This window comes from Mycobacterium pseudoshottsii JCM 15466 (genome assembly GCF_003584745.1).
GTDB classification, from domain to species: Bacteria; Actinomycetota; Actinomycetes; order Mycobacteriales; family Mycobacteriaceae; genus Mycobacterium; species Mycobacterium marinum.
On record NZ_AP018410.1, the window covers coordinates 4,530,848 to 4,547,689 of the forward strand.

At 65.1% G+C, this 16,842-nt stretch carries 12 protein-coding genes and 2 pseudogenes; 2 read left to right on the forward strand and 12 right to left on the reverse strand.

The genetic code is table 11. The features are described 5' to 3' along the window. Window positions 1-7 precede the first annotated feature (7 nt). From MPSD_RS20450 to gatC, 5 genes are all read right to left on the reverse strand, one after another. Window positions 8-607: a flavin reductase family protein gene (locus tag MPSD_RS20450; protein WP_012393521.1), complete on the reverse strand. Its 600-nt coding sequence runs from the start codon at window positions 605-607 to the stop codon at window positions 8-10. 36 nt (window positions 608-643) lie between these two features. Then, on the reverse strand, window positions 644-2,152 hold the full coding sequence (gene gatB, locus MPSD_RS20455) for an Asp-tRNA(Asn)/Glu-tRNA(Gln) amidotransferase subunit GatB (protein WP_015355117.1): 1,509 nt from the start codon (window positions 2,150-2,152) through the stop codon (window positions 644-646). A 226-nt stretch (window positions 2,153-2,378) separates the two neighbouring features. Further along, window positions 2,379-3,410 (reverse strand): ATP-dependent 6-phosphofructokinase, encoded by a 1,032-nt coding sequence (locus tag MPSD_RS20460; protein ID WP_011740013.1) that lies wholly within the window; start codon window positions 3,408-3,410, stop codon window positions 2,379-2,381. Window positions 3,411-3,509: 99 nt separating this feature from the next. Then, window positions 3,510-4,991, reverse strand: coding sequence for an Asp-tRNA(Asn)/Glu-tRNA(Gln) amidotransferase subunit GatA (gatA, locus tag MPSD_RS20465; RefSeq protein WP_012393519.1), 1,482 nt, complete (start codon window positions 4,989-4,991; stop codon window positions 3,510-3,512). Then, window positions 4,988-5,287: an Asp-tRNA(Asn)/Glu-tRNA(Gln) amidotransferase subunit GatC gene (gatC, locus tag MPSD_RS20470; protein ID WP_011740011.1), complete on the reverse strand. Its 300-nt coding sequence runs from the start codon at window positions 5,285-5,287 to the stop codon at window positions 4,988-4,990. The genes gatA and gatC overlap by 4 nt, the downstream gene beginning before the upstream one ends. Window positions 5,288-5,444: 157 nt before the next feature. Here gatC and MPSD_RS20475 point away from each other — a divergent pair, with 157 nt between their 5' ends. After that, the gene (locus tag MPSD_RS20475) at window positions 5,445-6,101 is read left to right on the forward strand and encodes an ACT domain-containing protein (protein WP_020786497.1); all 657 of its coding nucleotides are present in this window, start codon (window positions 5,445-5,447) and stop codon (window positions 6,099-6,101) included. A 10-nt stretch (window positions 6,102-6,111) separates the two neighbouring features. Here the strand turns inward: MPSD_RS20475 and MPSD_RS20480 are convergent. The 5 genes and pseudogenes from MPSD_RS20480 to MPSD_RS20500 all read right to left on the reverse strand — a co-directional run bounded on the left by MPSD_RS20480 (window position 6,112) and on the right by MPSD_RS20500 (window position 12,849). After that, window positions 6,112-9,010, reverse strand: a pseudogene (locus tag MPSD_RS20480) (MMPL/RND family transporter). Further along, window positions 9,007-9,439: pseudogene (locus MPSD_RS20485) on the reverse strand (MmpS family transport accessory protein). The pseudogenes MPSD_RS20480 and MPSD_RS20485 overlap by 4 nt, the downstream one beginning before the upstream one ends. Before the next feature lie 172 nt (window positions 9,440-9,611). Next, window positions 9,612-10,220: a TetR/AcrR family transcriptional regulator gene (locus MPSD_RS20490; protein WP_085979884.1), complete on the reverse strand. Its 609-nt coding sequence runs from the start codon at window positions 10,218-10,220 to the stop codon at window positions 9,612-9,614. 57 nt (window positions 10,221-10,277) lie between these two features. Further along, the gene (gene ligA, locus MPSD_RS20495; protein WP_020786493.1) at window positions 10,278-12,341 is read right to left on the reverse strand and encodes an NAD-dependent DNA ligase LigA; all 2,064 of its coding nucleotides are present in this window, start codon (window positions 12,339-12,341) and stop codon (window positions 10,278-10,280) included. Window positions 12,342-12,630: 289 nt separating this feature from the next. Beyond that, on the reverse strand, window positions 12,631-12,849 hold the full coding sequence (locus MPSD_RS20500; protein ID WP_020786492.1) for a hypothetical protein: 219 nt from the start codon (window positions 12,847-12,849) through the stop codon (window positions 12,631-12,633). Window positions 12,850-13,068: 219 nt separating this feature from the next. Here MPSD_RS20500 and MPSD_RS20510 point away from each other — a divergent pair, with 219 nt between their 5' ends. Further along, on the forward strand, window positions 13,069-14,271 hold the full coding sequence (locus MPSD_RS20510; RefSeq protein ID WP_420811951.1) for an ISAs1-like element IS2404/ISMul1 family transposase: 1,203 nt from the start codon (window positions 13,069-13,071) through the stop codon (window positions 14,269-14,271). On the opposite strand, the gene MPSD_RS20515 is transcribed toward MPSD_RS20510, so the two are convergent. Next, the gene (locus MPSD_RS20515) at window positions 14,268-15,449 is read right to left on the reverse strand and encodes a B12-binding domain-containing radical SAM protein (protein ID WP_232022607.1); all 1,182 of its coding nucleotides are present in this window, start codon (window positions 15,447-15,449) and stop codon (window positions 14,268-14,270) included. The genes MPSD_RS20510 and MPSD_RS20515 overlap by 4 nt on opposite strands. A 379-nt stretch (window positions 15,450-15,828) precedes the next feature. Next, window positions 15,829-16,842: a uroporphyrinogen decarboxylase/cobalamine-independent methonine synthase family protein gene (locus MPSD_RS20520; RefSeq protein WP_015355111.1), complete on the reverse strand. Its 1,014-nt coding sequence runs from the start codon at window positions 16,840-16,842 to the stop codon at window positions 15,829-15,831.

Here is a 16,842-nt window from a genome sequence, read left to right on the forward strand (position 1 = left end):
GGCGCGACTAGGGATAGTCGAGGGTGAATCGCACGCCGTATCGGCGCGTCACCTCAGCGGGTTTGTGGAACCGGGTCGGCTCCTCCTGGCCGGGTTCGAAGTCCTCAATATCGAGGTCGGACAGGTAGAGCAGTTCTTCCGGGGCATCGGGAGCCCAGACAGCAATCGGCTCCAGCAGGTAGGCCACGTGGTCGCCAACGTCGCTGCGGCTCAAGATCTTGCCGACGAACCACGCGGCCGCATCGTCGAGAATCGGCATGCCGTAGGGACCGGCGCGCCACGAGCAACGTTCGAATTTGTCAGCCTCCTCGCCCGCTTGGCTGCCGAAGAGTTCGGCCAGGGCCTGGTGACGACGGGCCAGCACGTGCACCGCGACACAGTCGGAGCGGCTCGCCGGCTCCACCATGCGGCTGGTGGTGGGCATCCCGATCATGAAACTTGGTGGCTGCACGCTGGTCTGGGTGGCAAAACTGACCAGGCAACCCGACGGGACCGCGTCGGCCTGGGTTGTCACCACAAACACCGGCGCGTCCAGCATCGCCATCATGTCTTCGAACGGTTCACCGACCACATCAACATCATGGATGCACAACGCCGGTTGTGACACTCTTTCTCACGATTGGTCAGCGAACACTCAGCGAAGCTAGGCCTGGCCGCAGGCCACCAGCACCAACTCCCGCACCCGAGCCGCATCGGCCTGGCCGCGGGTGGCCTTCATCACCGCCCCGACGATCGCGCCGGCGGCCGCGACCTTGCCGGCGCGAATCTTTTCCGCCACTTCCGGATTGGCGGCCAGGGCCTCATCAACCGCCGCCTGGGTCAACGAATCGTCGCGGACCAGTTCCAGGCCACGGGCGGACATCACCTGGTCGGGCTCACCTTCCCCGGCCAGCACGCCCTCCACGACCTCGCGGGCCAGTTTGTTGGACAACTTGCCCGCTTCCACCAATGCCACGACGGCCGCGACCTGAGCCGGGGTGATGGCCAATTCGTCCAGGCCGATGCCGGCCTCATTGGCCTTTTGCACAAGGAAGTTGCCCCACCACGAGCGCGCCTCCTTGCTCGAAGCGCCATGCGCAATGGTCGCGGCCACCAGGTCCACCGCGCCGGCATTGACCAGATCGCGCATCACCTCGTCGGAGATGCCCCACTCTTGCTGAATTCGCTTGCGGCTCAACCACGGCAATTCCGGAATGGTGTGGCGCAATTGCTCCACCAATTCGCGGCTGGGTGCGACGGGCTCCAGGTCGGGCTCGGGGAAGTACCGATAGTCCTCCGCCGTCTCCTTGACCCGTCCCGGGCTCGTGTAGCCGGCCTCGTGAAAGTGCCGCGTCTCCTGGGTGATTTGCCCACCGGCCTCCAGGACGGCAGCTTGGCGCTGCATTTCGTAGCGGACGGCAACTTCAACGCTCTTGAGCGAGTTGACATTCTTGGTCTCGGTCCGAGTACCGAATTTCGCTGCGCCTGAAGGCTTTAGCGACACGTTCGCATCGCAGCGCATCGAACCCTGATCCATTCTCACGTCGGATACGTCCAATGCCCGCAATAGGTCTCGCAACGCCGTCACATAGGCCCGCGCGACCTGTGGCGCCCGGGCACCGGCACCTTCGATGGGCTTGGTGACGATTTCGATGAGCGGCACACCGGCGCGGTTGTAGTCGATGAGCGAGGTCGTCGCTCCGTGGATACGGCCCGTCTCGCTGCCGAGGTGGGTGAGTTTGCCGGTGTCCTCTTCCATGTGGGCACGTTCGATCTCTACCCGCCAGGTGCTGCCGTCTTCGAGCGGCGCTTCAAGGTAGCCGTTGATGGCGATCGGCTCGTCGTACTGCGAAATCTGGTAGTTCTTGGGCATGTCCGGGTAGAAGTAGTTCTTCCGCGCGAAGCGGCACCAGGGAACGATCTCGCAGTTGAGCGCCAACCCGATGCGAATCGTCGACTCGACAGCGACCCGGTTGAGCACCGGCAACGATCCGGGCAGACCCAGGCAGACCGGGCAAACTTGCGTGTTGGGCTCGGCGCCGAACGTGGTCACGCAGCCGCAGAACATCTTCGTCGCGGTGGACAGCTCCACGTGTACCTCGAGGCCTAGCACCGGATCGAAGCGTGCAATGACCTCGTCGTAATCGAGCAGCTCAGCGCTAGTGACCGTCATGTCGTTCGATCCTAGTGGTGGTTGCGAAACCGGCGAAGCCGGGCGAAGCGGGCCACCACCGACAAGCCCCGTGGTGGTTGCGAAACCGGCGAAGCCGGGCGAAGCGGGCCACCACCGACAAGCCCCGTGGTGGTTGCGAAACCGGCGAAGCCGGGCGAAGCGGGCCACCACCGACAAGCCCCGTGGTGGTCGCGAAACCGGCGAAGCCGGGCGAAGCGGGCCGGCCTCAGCCGAAGAACTCAGCGGCGTCGTCGTAGCGGCTCTGCGGTACCAGCTTGAGCTGCCGAACGGCGTCGGCCAGGGGTACACGGCCGATGTCCTGACCGCGCAGCGACACCATCTGGCCGTATTCGCCCGCATGTGCGGCGTCAGCGGCATTGACGCCGAACCGGGTGGCCAGAACCCGGTCGTAGGCCGTCGGCTGTCCGCCCCGTTGCACGTGGCCCAGCACGGTCACCCGGACATCCTTGTTGATGCGCTTTTCCACTTCCCAGCCGAGCTGAGCGGCGACGCCGGTGAATCGTTCGTGACCGAATTCGTCGAGTCCGCCCTCGCGCAACTGCATCGAGCCCGAAACGGGCTTGGCGCCCTCGGCGACCACACAGATGAAGTGCGAATCGCCTCGCTGGAAGCGCTGTTTGACCAGACGGCACACCTCTTCGATGTCGAAGGGCTGCTCAGGGATGAGCGTCATGTGTGCGCCAGATGCCAGCCCGGAGTTCAGCGCGATCCAGCCCGCATGCCTACCCATCACCTCGACCAGCATCACCCGCTGGTGGGATTCCGCGGTGCTGTGCAGCCTGTCGATGGCCTCGGTTGCCACCATCAAGGCCGTGTCGTGGCCGAAAGTCACATCGGTGCAGTCGATGTCGTTGTCGATCGTCTTGGGCACGCCGACCACCGGAACGTTCTCTTCGGACAGCCAGTGCGCGGCGGTCAGCGTGCCTTCGCCGCCGATCGGGATGAGCACGTCAATGCCGTTGTCGTCTAACGTCTGTTTGATCTGGGGCAACCCGGCCCGCAGTTTGTCGGGGTGTACGCGGGCGGTGCCGAGCATCGTTCCGCCCTTGGCCAGCAGCCGGTCGTTGCGGTCGTCGTTGCGCAACTGCAGCCGCCGGTTCTCCAGCAACCCGCGCCAGCCGTCCTGAAATCCGACCACCGATGAGCCGTACCGGGCGTCGCAAGTGCGCACCACCGCCCGGATCACCGCATTCAGCCCTGGACAGTCGCCGCCTCCCGTGAGTACTCCAATCCGCATCCCTTCATCTTGCCTGGGGCGGCGACCGTTGGCGCGAGCAGACGCAAAATCGGCCGAAATAGGCTGGATTGGCGCGATTCTGTGTCTGCTCGCGCGGAATCAGATGGCGCTGGGTAGCGGGCCTCGGGCGGCCTCGTAGGCCGCGCCCACCCGGTAGAGCCGGTCGTCGGCCAACGCCGGCGCCATGATCTGCAGCCCCACCGGCAGCCCGTCATCCGGAGACAATCCCGACGGCACCGACATGCCGCAGTGCCCCGCCAGGTTCAGCGGCAGCGTGCACAGGTCGAACAGGTACATCGCCAGCGGATCGTCGACCTTCTCCCCGAGCGGAAACGCGGTGGTCGGGGTCGCCGGCGAAACCAACACGTCGACTGATTGATAGGCCTCGTCCAGATCGCGTGCGATCAGGGTGCGAACCTTCTGCGCCTGGTTGTAGTAGGCGTCGTAGTAGCCCGCCGACAACGCGTACGCGCCGATCATGATGCGGCGTTTGACCTCGGGCCCGAACCCGGCGGCCCGCGTCATGGCCATCACCTCTTCGGCGCTGTGGGTCCCGTCATCGCCGATCCGAAGCCCGTAGCGCATCGCGTCGAAGCGCGCCAGGTTGCTCGACACTTCCGACGGCAGGATGAGGTAGTAGGCGGCCAGCGCATGGTCGAAGTGCGGGCAGTCGACCTCGCTCACCTCGGCGCCAAGCGCGGTCAGCTGCGCTACCGCGGCCTCGAACGAGGCCAGCACTCCGGGCTGGTAGCCGTCGCCCCGCAGCTGCTTGACCACCCCGATGCGCACGCCGCGCAGGTCACCGGACGCGCCGGCCTTGGCCGCGCCGACCACATCGGGTATCTCGGTTTCCAAAGAGGTGGAGTCCTTGGCGTCGTGACCGGCGATCACCTGGTGCAGCATGGCGGTGTCCAGCACGGTGCGCGCGCACGGCCCCCCTTGATCCAGGGAGGAGGCACAGGCCACCAGCCCGTATCGGGAAACGGTGCCGTAGGTGGGTTTGACACCGACGGTCGCGGTCAGCGCGGCCGGCTGGCGGATCGACCCGCCGGTGTCCGAGCCGATGGCCAGTGGAGCCTGGTAGGCGGCCAAGGCCGCGGCGCTACCACCGCCGGAGCCGCCGGGTACCCGGTCGAGGTTCCATGGGTTGCGGGTCGGGCCATAGGCGGAGTTCTCCGTCGAGGAGCCCATCGCGAACTCGTCCATGTTGGTCTTGCCCAGAATCGGGATTCCGGCCGCGCGGAGCCGCAGGGTGAGCGTGGCGTCGTACGGGGAGCGCCAGCCTTCGAGGATCTTGGACCCGCAGGTGGTGGGCATGTCGACGGTGGTGAACACGTCTTTGAGCGCCAGCGGCACCCCGGCCAGCGCCGACGGCAGCCGCTCCCCCGCGGCCAGGGCGGTATCGACGGCCGCCGCCGCAGACAGCGCCTCGTGCGCCCCGATGTGCAGGAAGGCGTGGTACCTGTCATCGGTCGCCTCGATCTGGTCCAGGCAGGCCTGAGTCAGCTCGGTCGCGGACACCTCTTTTGCGGCAATCTTGGCGGCCAGCGTGGCGGCATCGGATCGGATGAGGTCGGTCATTCGCTATCCCCCAGAATCTGCGGAACGGCGAAGCGGCCGTCAACCGCTGCGGGCGCCTCGGCCAGCGCCTCTTCCTGCGTCAGACACGGCGCCGTCTGGTCTGCGCGCATCACGTTGACGTCTTTGAGCGGATTATCGGTGGCTTCGACGCCGGTGACGTCGACGGCCTGGATCTGGCTGACGTGCGTCAGGATGGCGTCGAGTTGACCAGCGAAGCTGTCAAGCTCATCTTCGGTCAACGCCAGACGGGCAAGCCGGGCCAAGTGGGCCACCTCGTCGCGGGAGATCTGGGACACGAGCGAAAAGCCTAACCGCGCCCGTCGGGCCGGTTTCACGCCCGTCACCGAATGCGACGCGATGCCCGTCTCCCGAGCAGTTCGAGGCGGCCGTGATGCGGCCCGATCGTCTCCTGCCGAAATGCCCCACGCGCATCGCTGTGCAACAGTGATGCGCGTGCCTTCGTATCTGTTGCGCATCGAACTGCTGGACCGTCCAGGCAGCCTGGGGTCGCTGGCGGTCGCACTCGGTTCGGTAGGTGCTGACATCTTGTCGCTCGACGTCGTCGAGCGCGGCTGTGGATATGCAATCGATGATCTGGTCGTCGAGCTTGCTCCGGGCGCCATGCCGGACGCATTGATCACCGCCGCGGAATCCCTCAACGGCGTCCGAGTGGACAGCGTGCGTCCGCATACCGGCCTCTTGGAAGCCCACCGTGAGCTGGAGCTTCTTGACCACGTCGCCACGGCGCGGGACAACACGTCCCGGCTGCAGGTTCTGGCCAACGAGGCGCCCCGAGTGCTGCGGGTCAGCTGGTGCACGGTGCTGCGCAGCGTCGAGGGCGAGTTGCAGCGGTTGGCCGGAAGCCCGGGCGCCCCGGAGACGCGTGCCGCTTCGGCACCGTGGCTTCCGATCGAGCAAGCCAAACCGCTGGACGGAAGCGCCGAGTGGGTGCCAAAGGTCTGGCGCGATATGGACACCAGGATGGTGGCCGCGCCGCTGGGCGACCAGCACACTGCGGTGGTGCTGGGGCGGCCCGGCCCGGAATTTCGGCCCTCGGAGGTGGCTCGGCTGGGCTATCTGGCCGGGATCGTGGCCACCATGCTGCGCTAGCGCGGCGCGGCTAGTGCGATTCTTTGGCAACCACCGGGTCGTCGTCTTCCCATAGCAGCAGTTGACGAACGGCCGTCCGTGGACCGTAGGGGCGCAGCATCTGGCTGGCCGGACGGGGGCGCACCCGCAACGGCCACCAGAACCAGCGCCCAAGCAGCGTGGCGACCGACGGTGTCATGAACGAGCGCACGATCAGGGTGTCGAACAACAGGCCAAGACCGATGGTGGTTCCTATCTGACCGAGCACCTGAAAACCGCTGAACACGAAGGCGCACATGGTGACGGCGAACACCAGGCCGGCCGAGGTGACCACCGAGCCGGAGCCCGCCATGGCACGGATGATCCCGGTCTTGAGTCCGGCACCGATCTCCTCTTTGAACCGTGAGATGAGTAGCAGGTTGTAGTCGGATCCCACGGCCAAGAGCAGGATCACGGCCAGGGCAAGCACCACCCAATACAGCCTGATGCCAAAGAGGTACTCCCACACCAGCACCGACAGGCCGAATGAGGCCCCCAGTGACAGCGCAACCGTGCCTACGATGACCAGCGCGGCAACCAGGCTTCGGGTGAGAAACATCATGATCAGCAAGATCAGGCTCAGCGCCGCGATCCCGGCGATCATCAGGTCGTACTTGGCGCCGTCTTGGATGTCGTAGTAGGTGGCCGCGGTGCCGCCGAGGAAAAACTGCGCCCCGGCCAACGGGGTGCCCTTGACGGCTTCGTGGGCGGCCTTCTTGATCGGGTCGATGTGCGAGATGCCCTCGGGGGTGGCGGGATCACCTTCGTGGGTGATGATCATGCGGGCCGCCTTGCCGTCAGGCGAAAGGAAAAGCTTCAGACCGCGTTTGAAGTCGGGATTGTTGAAGACCTCGGGCGGCAGGTAGAAGGTGTCGTCGTTCTTGGCCATATCGAAAGCCCGGCCCAGTGCCGTGGCGTTTTCGATCGCTGCCGCCGTCTGCGCATAGATGCCCGACAGGGTCGCGTAGTTCGCCATCAGCAGTTCGCGATTGGTCTCCTGGCTGGCGATCTGGGGTGGGATCAAGCCCACCAGTTTGGGCTGCAGCGCGTCGAGCCGGTCCAGGGTCGCCGTGAGGTCCTCGAATTTCGATGTGAGCTGGTCGATCCCGTCGAGCGCGTCATAGATCGACCGCAGCGCAAAGCAGACCGGGATGTCATAGCAATGCTTCTCCCAATAGAAGTAGCTGCGTATCGGCCGGAAGAAGTCGTCAAAATTCGCGATCTTGTCGCGCAGCTCTTTCATCGTCGCGATGGTGTCGTGGAAGTTCTCGGCCTCGCCGTGCGTCGTGGCCGCGAGTTCCTGCTGCAGGGCGTATTGCTTGTTCAGCAGGTCGATCGTGGTCGATAGTTCGCCGGCCTGCTTGAGCAAGTCGTTCGCGCGATCTCTTTGGTAGGTGAGGTTTTCGATCTGATTGGCGCTTTGCGCGCTCATCTGAAACGCCAGCGAACTGTGATCAAGCGGGGTGCCCAACGGCCGGGTGATCGACTGCACCTGGGCGATGCCGGGTACATGAAAAACCGCCTTGGCCACCCGGTCCAGGATGAGCATGTCGGCCGGGTTGCGTAGGTCGTGATCGGTTTCGATCATCAGCAGCTCGGGCTCCAACCGGGAGCGGGAAAAGTGCCGCTCGGCGGCCGCGTATCCGACGTTGGCCGCGGCGCTGGAGGGCATGTAGGGGCGCGTGTCATAGCTGGTCTTGTATCCCGGCAGGGCCAGCAGACCCACCAGCGCCAACGCGCATGCCACCACCAGAACGGGGCCGGGCCACCGGACGATCGCGGTGCCGATCCGCCGCCAGCCGCGGGTTCGCATCGCGCGTTTGGGCTCGAAGACGCCCACCGCCGAGCCCAGCGTCAGCACCGCAGGCCCCAGGGTCAGCGCGGCCAGCAGCGCAACCAGAATGCCCAGTGCGGCTGGGATACCCAGGCTGTGGAAATAGGGCAACCGGGTGAAGCTCAGACATGCCGCGGCACCGGCAACGGTCAGGCCCGAGCCCAGGACGACGTGGGCGGTACCGCGAAACATCGTGTAGAACGCGGTATCTCGTTCCTCGCCGGCAGAGCGGGCCTCCTGATAGCGGCCGACCACGAAGATCGCGTAGTCGGTTCCGGCGGCGATGACCAGCAGCGTGAGCAGATTCGTTGCGTAGGTTGAGAGCCCGATGATTCCGGCATTTCCCAGCACGGCGACGATGCCGCGGGCGGCGGCCATCTCGATGAGCACGGTGAGCAGCACCAGCAGCGTGGTGAGGACGGAGCGGTAAACGAAGAACAGCATCACCACGATCACCCCGACGGTGATCGTGGTGACCTTGGCGGTCCCCTTGCTGCCCACCTCGAACTGATCCGCGATCAGGGGCGCGGGGCCGGTGACATATGCCTTGATACCCGGCGGCGCCTGGGTGTGCTCGACGATGTCACGGACCGCGTCCACCGACTCGTTGGCCTGCGCCGAACCGAGGTTTCCCGTCAGGTAGACCTGCACGTAGGCGGCCTTGCCGTCGGCGCTCTGCGCGCCCGCCGCGGTGAGCGTGTCGGCCCCAGAAGTCTTGTACATGCTCGACGTGCTTGGTGTCTTGTTCGAGCTTGTGAATCAGGATGTCGTAGAACTTGTGGGCGTCGGCGCCGAGCGGATTGTCGCCTTCGAGCACCACCATGGCCGAGCTGTCGGAGTCGAACTCACCGAACACCTTGCCGATTCGCTTGGTCGCCTGCAAGGACGGCGCATCGGGGGAATTCATCGCCACGTTGTGGGTCTTGCCGACGTCCTCCAGCTGTGGCACCGAAGCGTTGGTTATCGCGGCAAGGGCCAGCCACAGCAGCACGATGGGCACCGCGAGCCGGCAGATCGCGTGCGGGATGCGAGGCGGCGTGGGCTGCTGGTCACTCATCCGGACTTGTCCAGACAGAAGGTGTAGGCATCGGGGGTGTTGACGATCCGCTCGTCCTTGACTTCACCGTTGACCGTGATCCGGCAGCCAATGGTGCCGCCGTTGCCCTGCGCCACCACGTTGCCCAGAACCGCCGGCTCCGTGGTGGTGATGGTGAAGGACCAGGGCAGCGGCGCGTCCGCGACTTGCTGGGGTTGAGCGTTCACGTCGAGGTAGTTGATGGTCGCCACGGCCCCCGGGGCGCCGAACACATCCAGAACTACCTGTTTGGGGTTGAAGGGGACGATTTCATTCGAGATGCCGTTGGCCACCCGAAGCGTTGTTGTGCGACCCGAAAATCCCGTGCAAACGATAGATCGCAAATCCCGCGATCACGACGACGGCCACCGCGACAATCATCATCCACCCCCTTCTGACGAGGGCTTCCATTGAAATCTCCTTCACTCGTTGGCCTTTCGACGAGGGGCCGAAGCACCCGTGCCCGGGTGGCGGTGCACTTCAAGTGAGTTTGACTGCTATGACAGTACGGTACTGGACCGTACTGCACAAGAAACGTGCCTGTATCCTCCTGGCGCGCGCCGATCTCGCCGGGGCTCAACGGTCACCCGGTGGCTTGGGTCAGGCCGGGCATGATGAAGTCGTCAACCAGAAGCTGCACCGTGTGAGGGGTCGGCGGCCGGTTGGGGATGATGGACCGGAAGATGAGATAGCCGGGCAACAGGTCCCAGAGTTCGTCGGTGATGGCCGCCTGGGTGATCTCCCCCCGGTCGACCGCCTGTTGCAGCACTTGCTGGATCAACGCCTTGCGCTGATCCACGAATTGACGCTGCAGCGCGTCACTGAGCGCGGGGTGCCGCGACACCTCGACGAGCACCGCGCGGATGGTGCTGGCTTGTTGGTGGGCCTGGCCGCAAATGCCCTCGCCGATCTTCACTAGATCGTCGCGCAGCGAGCCGGTATTCGGCGCGACGGCGACCTGTCGCACCCCCTCGATGAATGCCGCCAGCACCAATTCGGCCTTCGACGGCCAGCGCCGGTACACGGTGGCTTTGCTGGCCCGGGCGGTGTTGGCAACGGCGTCTATCGTCAACCGGTCGTAGCCATGTTCTTGCAGCAACTGCAACGTCACCGCGAGCAACTCCGCCTCACGCGGCGACCACGGTGATACCTGCGCGGACCGGTCGGCAGTCTGCGTCATAGCGCCCACGATAGAACTCGCCGGTGGTAGCCACAATCGTCGCGGCCCGGTCGTCGGGGGTTGCGACCGCTAGGTCGGCTCCCCCACTTCGGCCGGGGGGCCCTGCTCCAACAACTTTCGAAACCCATCTTCGTCGAGGATGGGCACGCCGAGTTCGACCGCCTTGTCGTACTTCGAGCCGGGTGCGTCACCGGCGACGACGTAGGAGGTCTTTTTCGATACCGAACCGGCGGCTTTGCCGCCACGGGTCACGATCGCCTCCTTGGCCTCGTCCCGTGAGAATCCGGGCAACGAGCCGGTGACCACCACGGTTACCCCGGCCAGTGTGCGCGGCACACTGTCGTCGCGCTCATCGGCCATCCGCACACCGGCGGCCCGCCACTTCTCGACGATCTCGCGGTGCCAGTCGACGGTGAACCACTCCGAAACGGCGGAGGCGATCGTCGGTCCCACTCCCTCAACGGCGGCCAACTGTTCGGTGGTCGCGGCGACGATCGCATCGATGCTGCCGAACTCGGTGGCCAGTGCGCGTGCCGCTGTCGGTCCGACATGGCGGATGGACAACGCCACCAGCACGCGCCATAGTGGCGCCGCCTTCGCCTTGTCCAGATTGGCCAGTAGCCGCCGGCCGTTGGCGGACAAGTCACCGGCCTTGGTGCGGAACAGGTCGGTGCGAAGCAGCTCTTCCTCGGTGAGCCCGAACAGGTCGCCTTCATCGCCGATCACCCGCGCCGAAAGCAGCGCGGCGCCAGCCTCATAGCCCAGCATCTCGATGTCGAGGGCATTGCGGCTGGAGACATGAAAAACCCGCTCCCGCAACTGCCCCGGACAGCTGCGGGTATTCGGACAGCGGATGTCGGCGTCGCCCTCCTTCTCCGGAGCCAGCGGCGCGCCGCACTCCGGACACGTTGTGGGCATGACGAATTCGCGTTCGGACCCATCACGGAGGTCGACCACCGGACCCAACACTTCGGGGATCACGTCACCGGCCTTGCGGATCACCACCGTGTCGCCGATCAGCACGCCCTTGCGCTTGACCTCCGACGCGTTGTGCAAGGTGGCTTGTGCCACCGTCGAGCCCGCGACCTTCACCGGCGTCATGAACGCAAACGGCGTAACTCGCCCGGTTCGGCCGACGTTGACCCGAATATCGAGCAGCTTGGTCTGGGCTTCCTCGGGCGGGTACTTGTACGCGATCGCCCAGCGCGGTGCCCGTGAGGTGGAACCGAGCCGCCGCTGCAGGGCGACATCGTCGACTTTGACCACCACGCCGTCGATTTCGTGGTCGACCTCGTGGCGATGCTCGCCCCAGTAGTCGATGCGCTCCTGTACCCCGGCCAGGTCGGCGACCAGCGTGGTGTGCTGAGAAACCGGCAGCCCCCAGGCCTGCAACGCCAGGTAGGCCTGGTGCAGCGTCGCCGGGCGAAAGCCTTCGGTGTGGCCCAGCCCATGGCAGATCATCCGCAATCTGCGCCGGGCCGTGACCGCCGGGTCCTTTTGCCGCAACGACCCGGCCGCGCTGTTGCGGGGGTTGGCGAACGGTGCCTTGCCCTCCTCGACCAAGCTCGCGTTGAGCGCCTGGAAATCAGCCACCCGAAAGAACACCTCACCGCGGACCTCGAGCACCTCGGGCATGCGGTGGTCCTCGCTGTGGGAAAGCCGTTCCGGAACGTCCTCGATGGTGCGGGCATTGAGCGTGACATCTTCGCCGGTGCGGCCGTCGCCCCGGGTGGAGGCCCGGGTCAGCCGCCCCCCTTCGTACACCAGCGACAGCGCCACGCCGTCAATCTTGAGCTCACACAAATAGGCCGCATTGTCGCCGACATCGGCGTGGATGCGGCCGGCCCAGGCGGTGAGTTCCTCGGTGTTGAACGCGTTGTCGAGGCTGAGCATTCTTTCCAGATGCTCGACGGGTTCGAACTCGGTCGCGAAACCGGCGCCACCGACCAGCTGAGTGGGAGAATCGGGTGTGCGTAGCTCGGGATACTGTTCTTCGAGCGCCTCCAGCCGGCGCAGCAATTCGTCGAATTCCGCGTCGGTGATCACCGGCGCGTCGCGCACGTAGTAGCGAAACTGGTGTTCACGCACCTGCTCGGCCAGTTCCTGCCACTGCCGCAACACCTCAGGAGTCATTGGCGATCAGGGGCACGACGTCCGCGCGGCGGACCCGGCGCCCCATCCCCCTTCCCATCCGTGCGTGCGGCCTCGCCGCACACGGCCTTGCGACGTCCACCCGGACCGCCGACATCTCGATTATCAGGCGCAACGCAGCCACAATACGTAGTTGCCGATCCGCGGACGTGGGGTGGCGGGGTCCTCGGGCAGCTATCGGACTGCCCGTGGGTTCTCAGTCCTGACCCGCTCGATTCCAGTCGGCCCCGGCTCGGTTGGTGCGCCAATCAGCCCGCAAGGCCCGGGATTGTCAGGTCAACGACAGCAGTTCCGGCGTCTGAGGGCCGCCGGGCGGCTCGAGTGTGCCGGTGCCGTCGGCTGCCGTTTGCTCAATTCGCGCGGCGATGACGTCGTCCCATTCGTCAAGGCGCGCCAGGAAGAACTTCTCGGCCTCGTCGTAGGGCAGGTCCGGGCGTGGCGCGATGAGCGAACAGACATCGGCATAAACACGCGCGGCCTCCGGGTCCACGAAGTCCCATTCACCCAGCGGCCATTCCTCGCGTAGATAGCCCAGATCCGAATACTCCTGGCATAGGGGTGTTCCCCAGGGCTCCGGCGTTGTTGATTAGCAGGCTTGTGAGCTGGGTTGATGATCTTTGGTGCCGCGCTATTGGGGCCGGAGTGTAGGCACGGGCTATCTGGAGAACGATCGAGTTGGTTACTGTTCGTCGTTGGTCTGGAGTTGCCCGTGCCTACCGTTTCAGTATTGCCTGTGTCGTCGGTTCCAGAGGTGTTCGACCGCTGGAGTCCTGGTGAGCGCAGCGAGCTCATCGGATCGGAGTTTCTCGATGTGTTGGCCTCGGTGCCAGACCCGAGGGGCCCACGCGGTCGGAGGTATTCGCTGATGGCTTTGTTGGCGATCGCGGTTCTGGCCACTGCCGCGGGGATGCGCGGCTATGCTGGTTTTGCCACATGGGCGGCCACCGCTCCCGATGATGTGTTGGCCCAATTAGGGGTCCGGTTCCGGCGGCCCAGTGAGAAGACCTTCCGCGCTGTTTTGTCTCGGCTAGACCCCGCCGACCTCAACGCCAGGATGGGCAGTTACTTCACTGCACACGTGGCCAGCAGCGACCCCAGTGGATTGGTGCCGATCGCGTTGGACGGCAAGATGCTGCGTGGTGCTTTACGCGCCAAAGCGACAGCCACGCATCTCGTGTCGGTGTTCGCCCACCGTGCCCGATTGGTGCTCGGTCAACTCGCTGTCGCCGAGAAAAGCAATGAAATTCCCTGCGTACGTGCCCTGCTCACGCTGCTGCCGGGTAGCTTGCGGTGGCTGGTCACCGTGGATGCGATGCATACCCAGGTCGTCACCGCGAAGTTGATCTGCGCCACCTTGAAGTCGCACTACCTGATGATCGTCAAGTCCAACCAAGCCAAAATACTTGCGCGTATCACCGCGCTGCCCTGGGCCGAGGTGCCCACAGCCGCTACCGACGACTCCCGCGGCCACGGCCGTGTCGAGACCCGCACCCTGCAAATCATCACCGCTGCACGAGGAATCGGCTTCCCCTACGCAAAACAAATCATTCGGATCACTCGTGAACGCTTGATCACCGCCACCGACCAGCGCAGCGTGGAGGTGGTCTATGCCATCTGCAGCCTGCCGTTCGAGCACGCCCGCCCTACCGCGATCATGACCTGGATGCGTCAACACTGGGGAATCGAGAACAGCCTGCACTGGATACGCGACGTCACCTTCGACGAAGACCGTCAAAGGGCACATACCGGAAACGGCGCACAGGTCCTAGCAACGCTACGCAACACCGCGATCAATCTGCACCGCCTCAACGGCGCCGACAACATCGCCGAAGCCTGCCGGATCACCGCTTTGACCGCCAACCGCCGCCTAGACCTCCTCAATCCACAATCCCCCAGCTCACAAGCCTGCTAATCAACAACGCCGGAGCCCTGGGGTGTTCCCGGATACGGGGTGATCTTGCCCATGAACTTATAGGTGGAGATGAATTTTGTGGCCCGTAGCAGCCGCGCGGTCTCGCGCAATTCGTCCGGCTGCACCGTGGGATGAAACATGATGGTGCCCGGTATTACGTCAACGCCCACCTGCTGCAGTGCGTTGATCGTGTCGGCGGCATCTTGTCCGCGATTGATGATCTGTTTGCTGTACGCGTGGAGTTGATCATAAGAACCGGTTTCCAAGCCGACGAAAACCCGGCGCAAACCCGCTTTGTGCAGGTGTTTGAACAGTTCTAGATCCACCACGGAGTCCAGGCGGATATCCATCATGAACTTGACGTCAACGCCGCTGTTGATCATGGCGTCAGCAAACTCGGCCGCGCGTTGTTGCGAGCTGGGATGCTTGGAGATGAACAGGTCGTCGGTGATGCAGAGAAAGCCAATGTCGAAATCGGATTTCAGGTACGCGATCTCGTCGACCACCGCGTCAACCGACTTGGCCCGGTAGCTGTTGCGCCCGAGCATCGCCGACATGGCTCCGGTGCCGCAGAACGTGCAGCGGTAGGGGCAGCCACGGGTCGAAAAGACCGCGGCGGAAAAGCCATCGGCAAGAACGCTCGGCAACTCGTCGCGGGCCGGACGGGGCAGCTCGTCGAGGTCGATCAGGCGCGACGGCGAGCAGATGATCTGCCCGCGATCGTCCCGGCGGGCCAACCCGGGAACGTCGTCAAGCGCAGCGCCATTGGCCACGGCATTGGCGAGCTTGGTGAATCCGACCTCGGCGTCTCCAACGATCACGAAGTCAAAGCAGTCATGCTGGCGCAAAATCCGCTCGTAATTCAATGTCGCGATCGCATTTCCCAGGGCGATCTGCACGTCGTCCCAGGTCTCGCGAACGCGCTGCGCTAGCCACAGCACCTCAGGAAGGGTGTCGATGCACGAAAAGCCGACCAGCCGGGGCTTACCGCTGCAACGCACGGCGTTCTCGATGGCCGACCACGTTTCCTGTACCGAACTGTGCCCGGCAACGAGCCCGTTGACGGTGGCAATCTCGATCCCCTGGGTCTTGGCGTAAGCCTTGATCGACATCATGCCGAGGTGCTCCATCGGCATGGTGGAATACACCCACGGGTCGCCAAGCTTCTGCTCGCTCAAATAGGAGCGCCCATTACGGCGGGCACCGGGAGGATTGACAAGCAATATCGTCACTTCTGGACCCCACGACCGAAATCAGCAGTTGATAACCTGATTTTCACTCACGGTCTGCATGGCCCGAACCAACAGACTTCGCGCGAGCTTAACCCACACTCGCGAAAAAAATCAGGAATGGCTTTCGGCTCGCAGAATCGCCGTTGTCTCGCGAATCGATCACTCACCCATTCCGTTCCGTATGGGATATTTCCGAACCCTACTCACGCGAACGAGTGCGGTCTGTCCGCCAATCGGATGCATACACCCGTCGACCCGCATGTCCACCAATCAGCGGAACAGGGTGAGGTCTCCGCCAGGGCCACAGGCCCCGAACATCGCACCCTCAGATGGCATCGGGATCTCGAGCCAGGCCTTCGGCGGCCTTGCGGGCGAGGCCGATCGCGGTGCGGGCCCATTGCGGCGTCGCGCCGGCCAGACCGCAGCCCGGCGCGACCCCAACATGGTCGCGCAGCACCGTGCGGCCGAAGCCAAGCCGGTCGGTCACCGCGACCACGTCGGCGGCGACCTCTTCGGCCGAAGGCCGGCGGTCGGGAACGCTGGCGGGCACGACGCCGAGCACCACCGTACGGCCCGAGTCGATGAACGCCGCGATGCTGTCCAAGTCCGCGGCGCGCAGTGTTGCGACATCCACCGACACCGCGCTGATACCACTGCGCTGCAAAAGATCCCACGGCAGCGCCGCCGCGCAGCTATGCAGCGCCACGTCGGCGCCGGCGGCCTCGACGCAGGTATCGAGCAGCCCCAGCGCCACCGCCTCGTCGAGTGCGGCGACCGGGGCCAGCGAAGTCACGCCCGTCAGCCGCCCCTCCAGGGCCGCCGGTAGCGTCGGCTCGTCGAACTGCACCACCACCGGTGTATCGAGACGGCGCGCCAATTCCGCCCGGTGGGCGGCCACTCCCTCGCCGAGCGAGGCGGCCAGATCACGCACGGCCCCGGGGTCGGTGATGGCCCGATGCCCGTTGCTCAACTCCACCCCGGCCGCCAGGGTGATCGGCCCGGGAGCCTGCACCTTGACCACCCGCCCGCCGCCCCGAAGGCCCGCGGTCTCCCAAGCTTCTTCCAGGGCGTCCATGTCCTCGTTGAGCATGCTGATGGCCCTGCGGGTCACCGCGCCGGGCCGCGACACAATGCGGTAGCCGCGCGGCACCGTGTCCAGGGCCAAGTCGACCAGCAGCGCGCCCGCCCGCCCGAGCATGTCGGCACCCACTCCCCTGGCGGGCAACTCCACCAGATAGGCCAGCGCATCCGCCAACTCGCCAACGACGACCTCGGCGGCCGGCCGCGCAAGGATGCCCGGCCAGGACCCGACGCCGGTCGCCGTTGCGAAAACACTCAC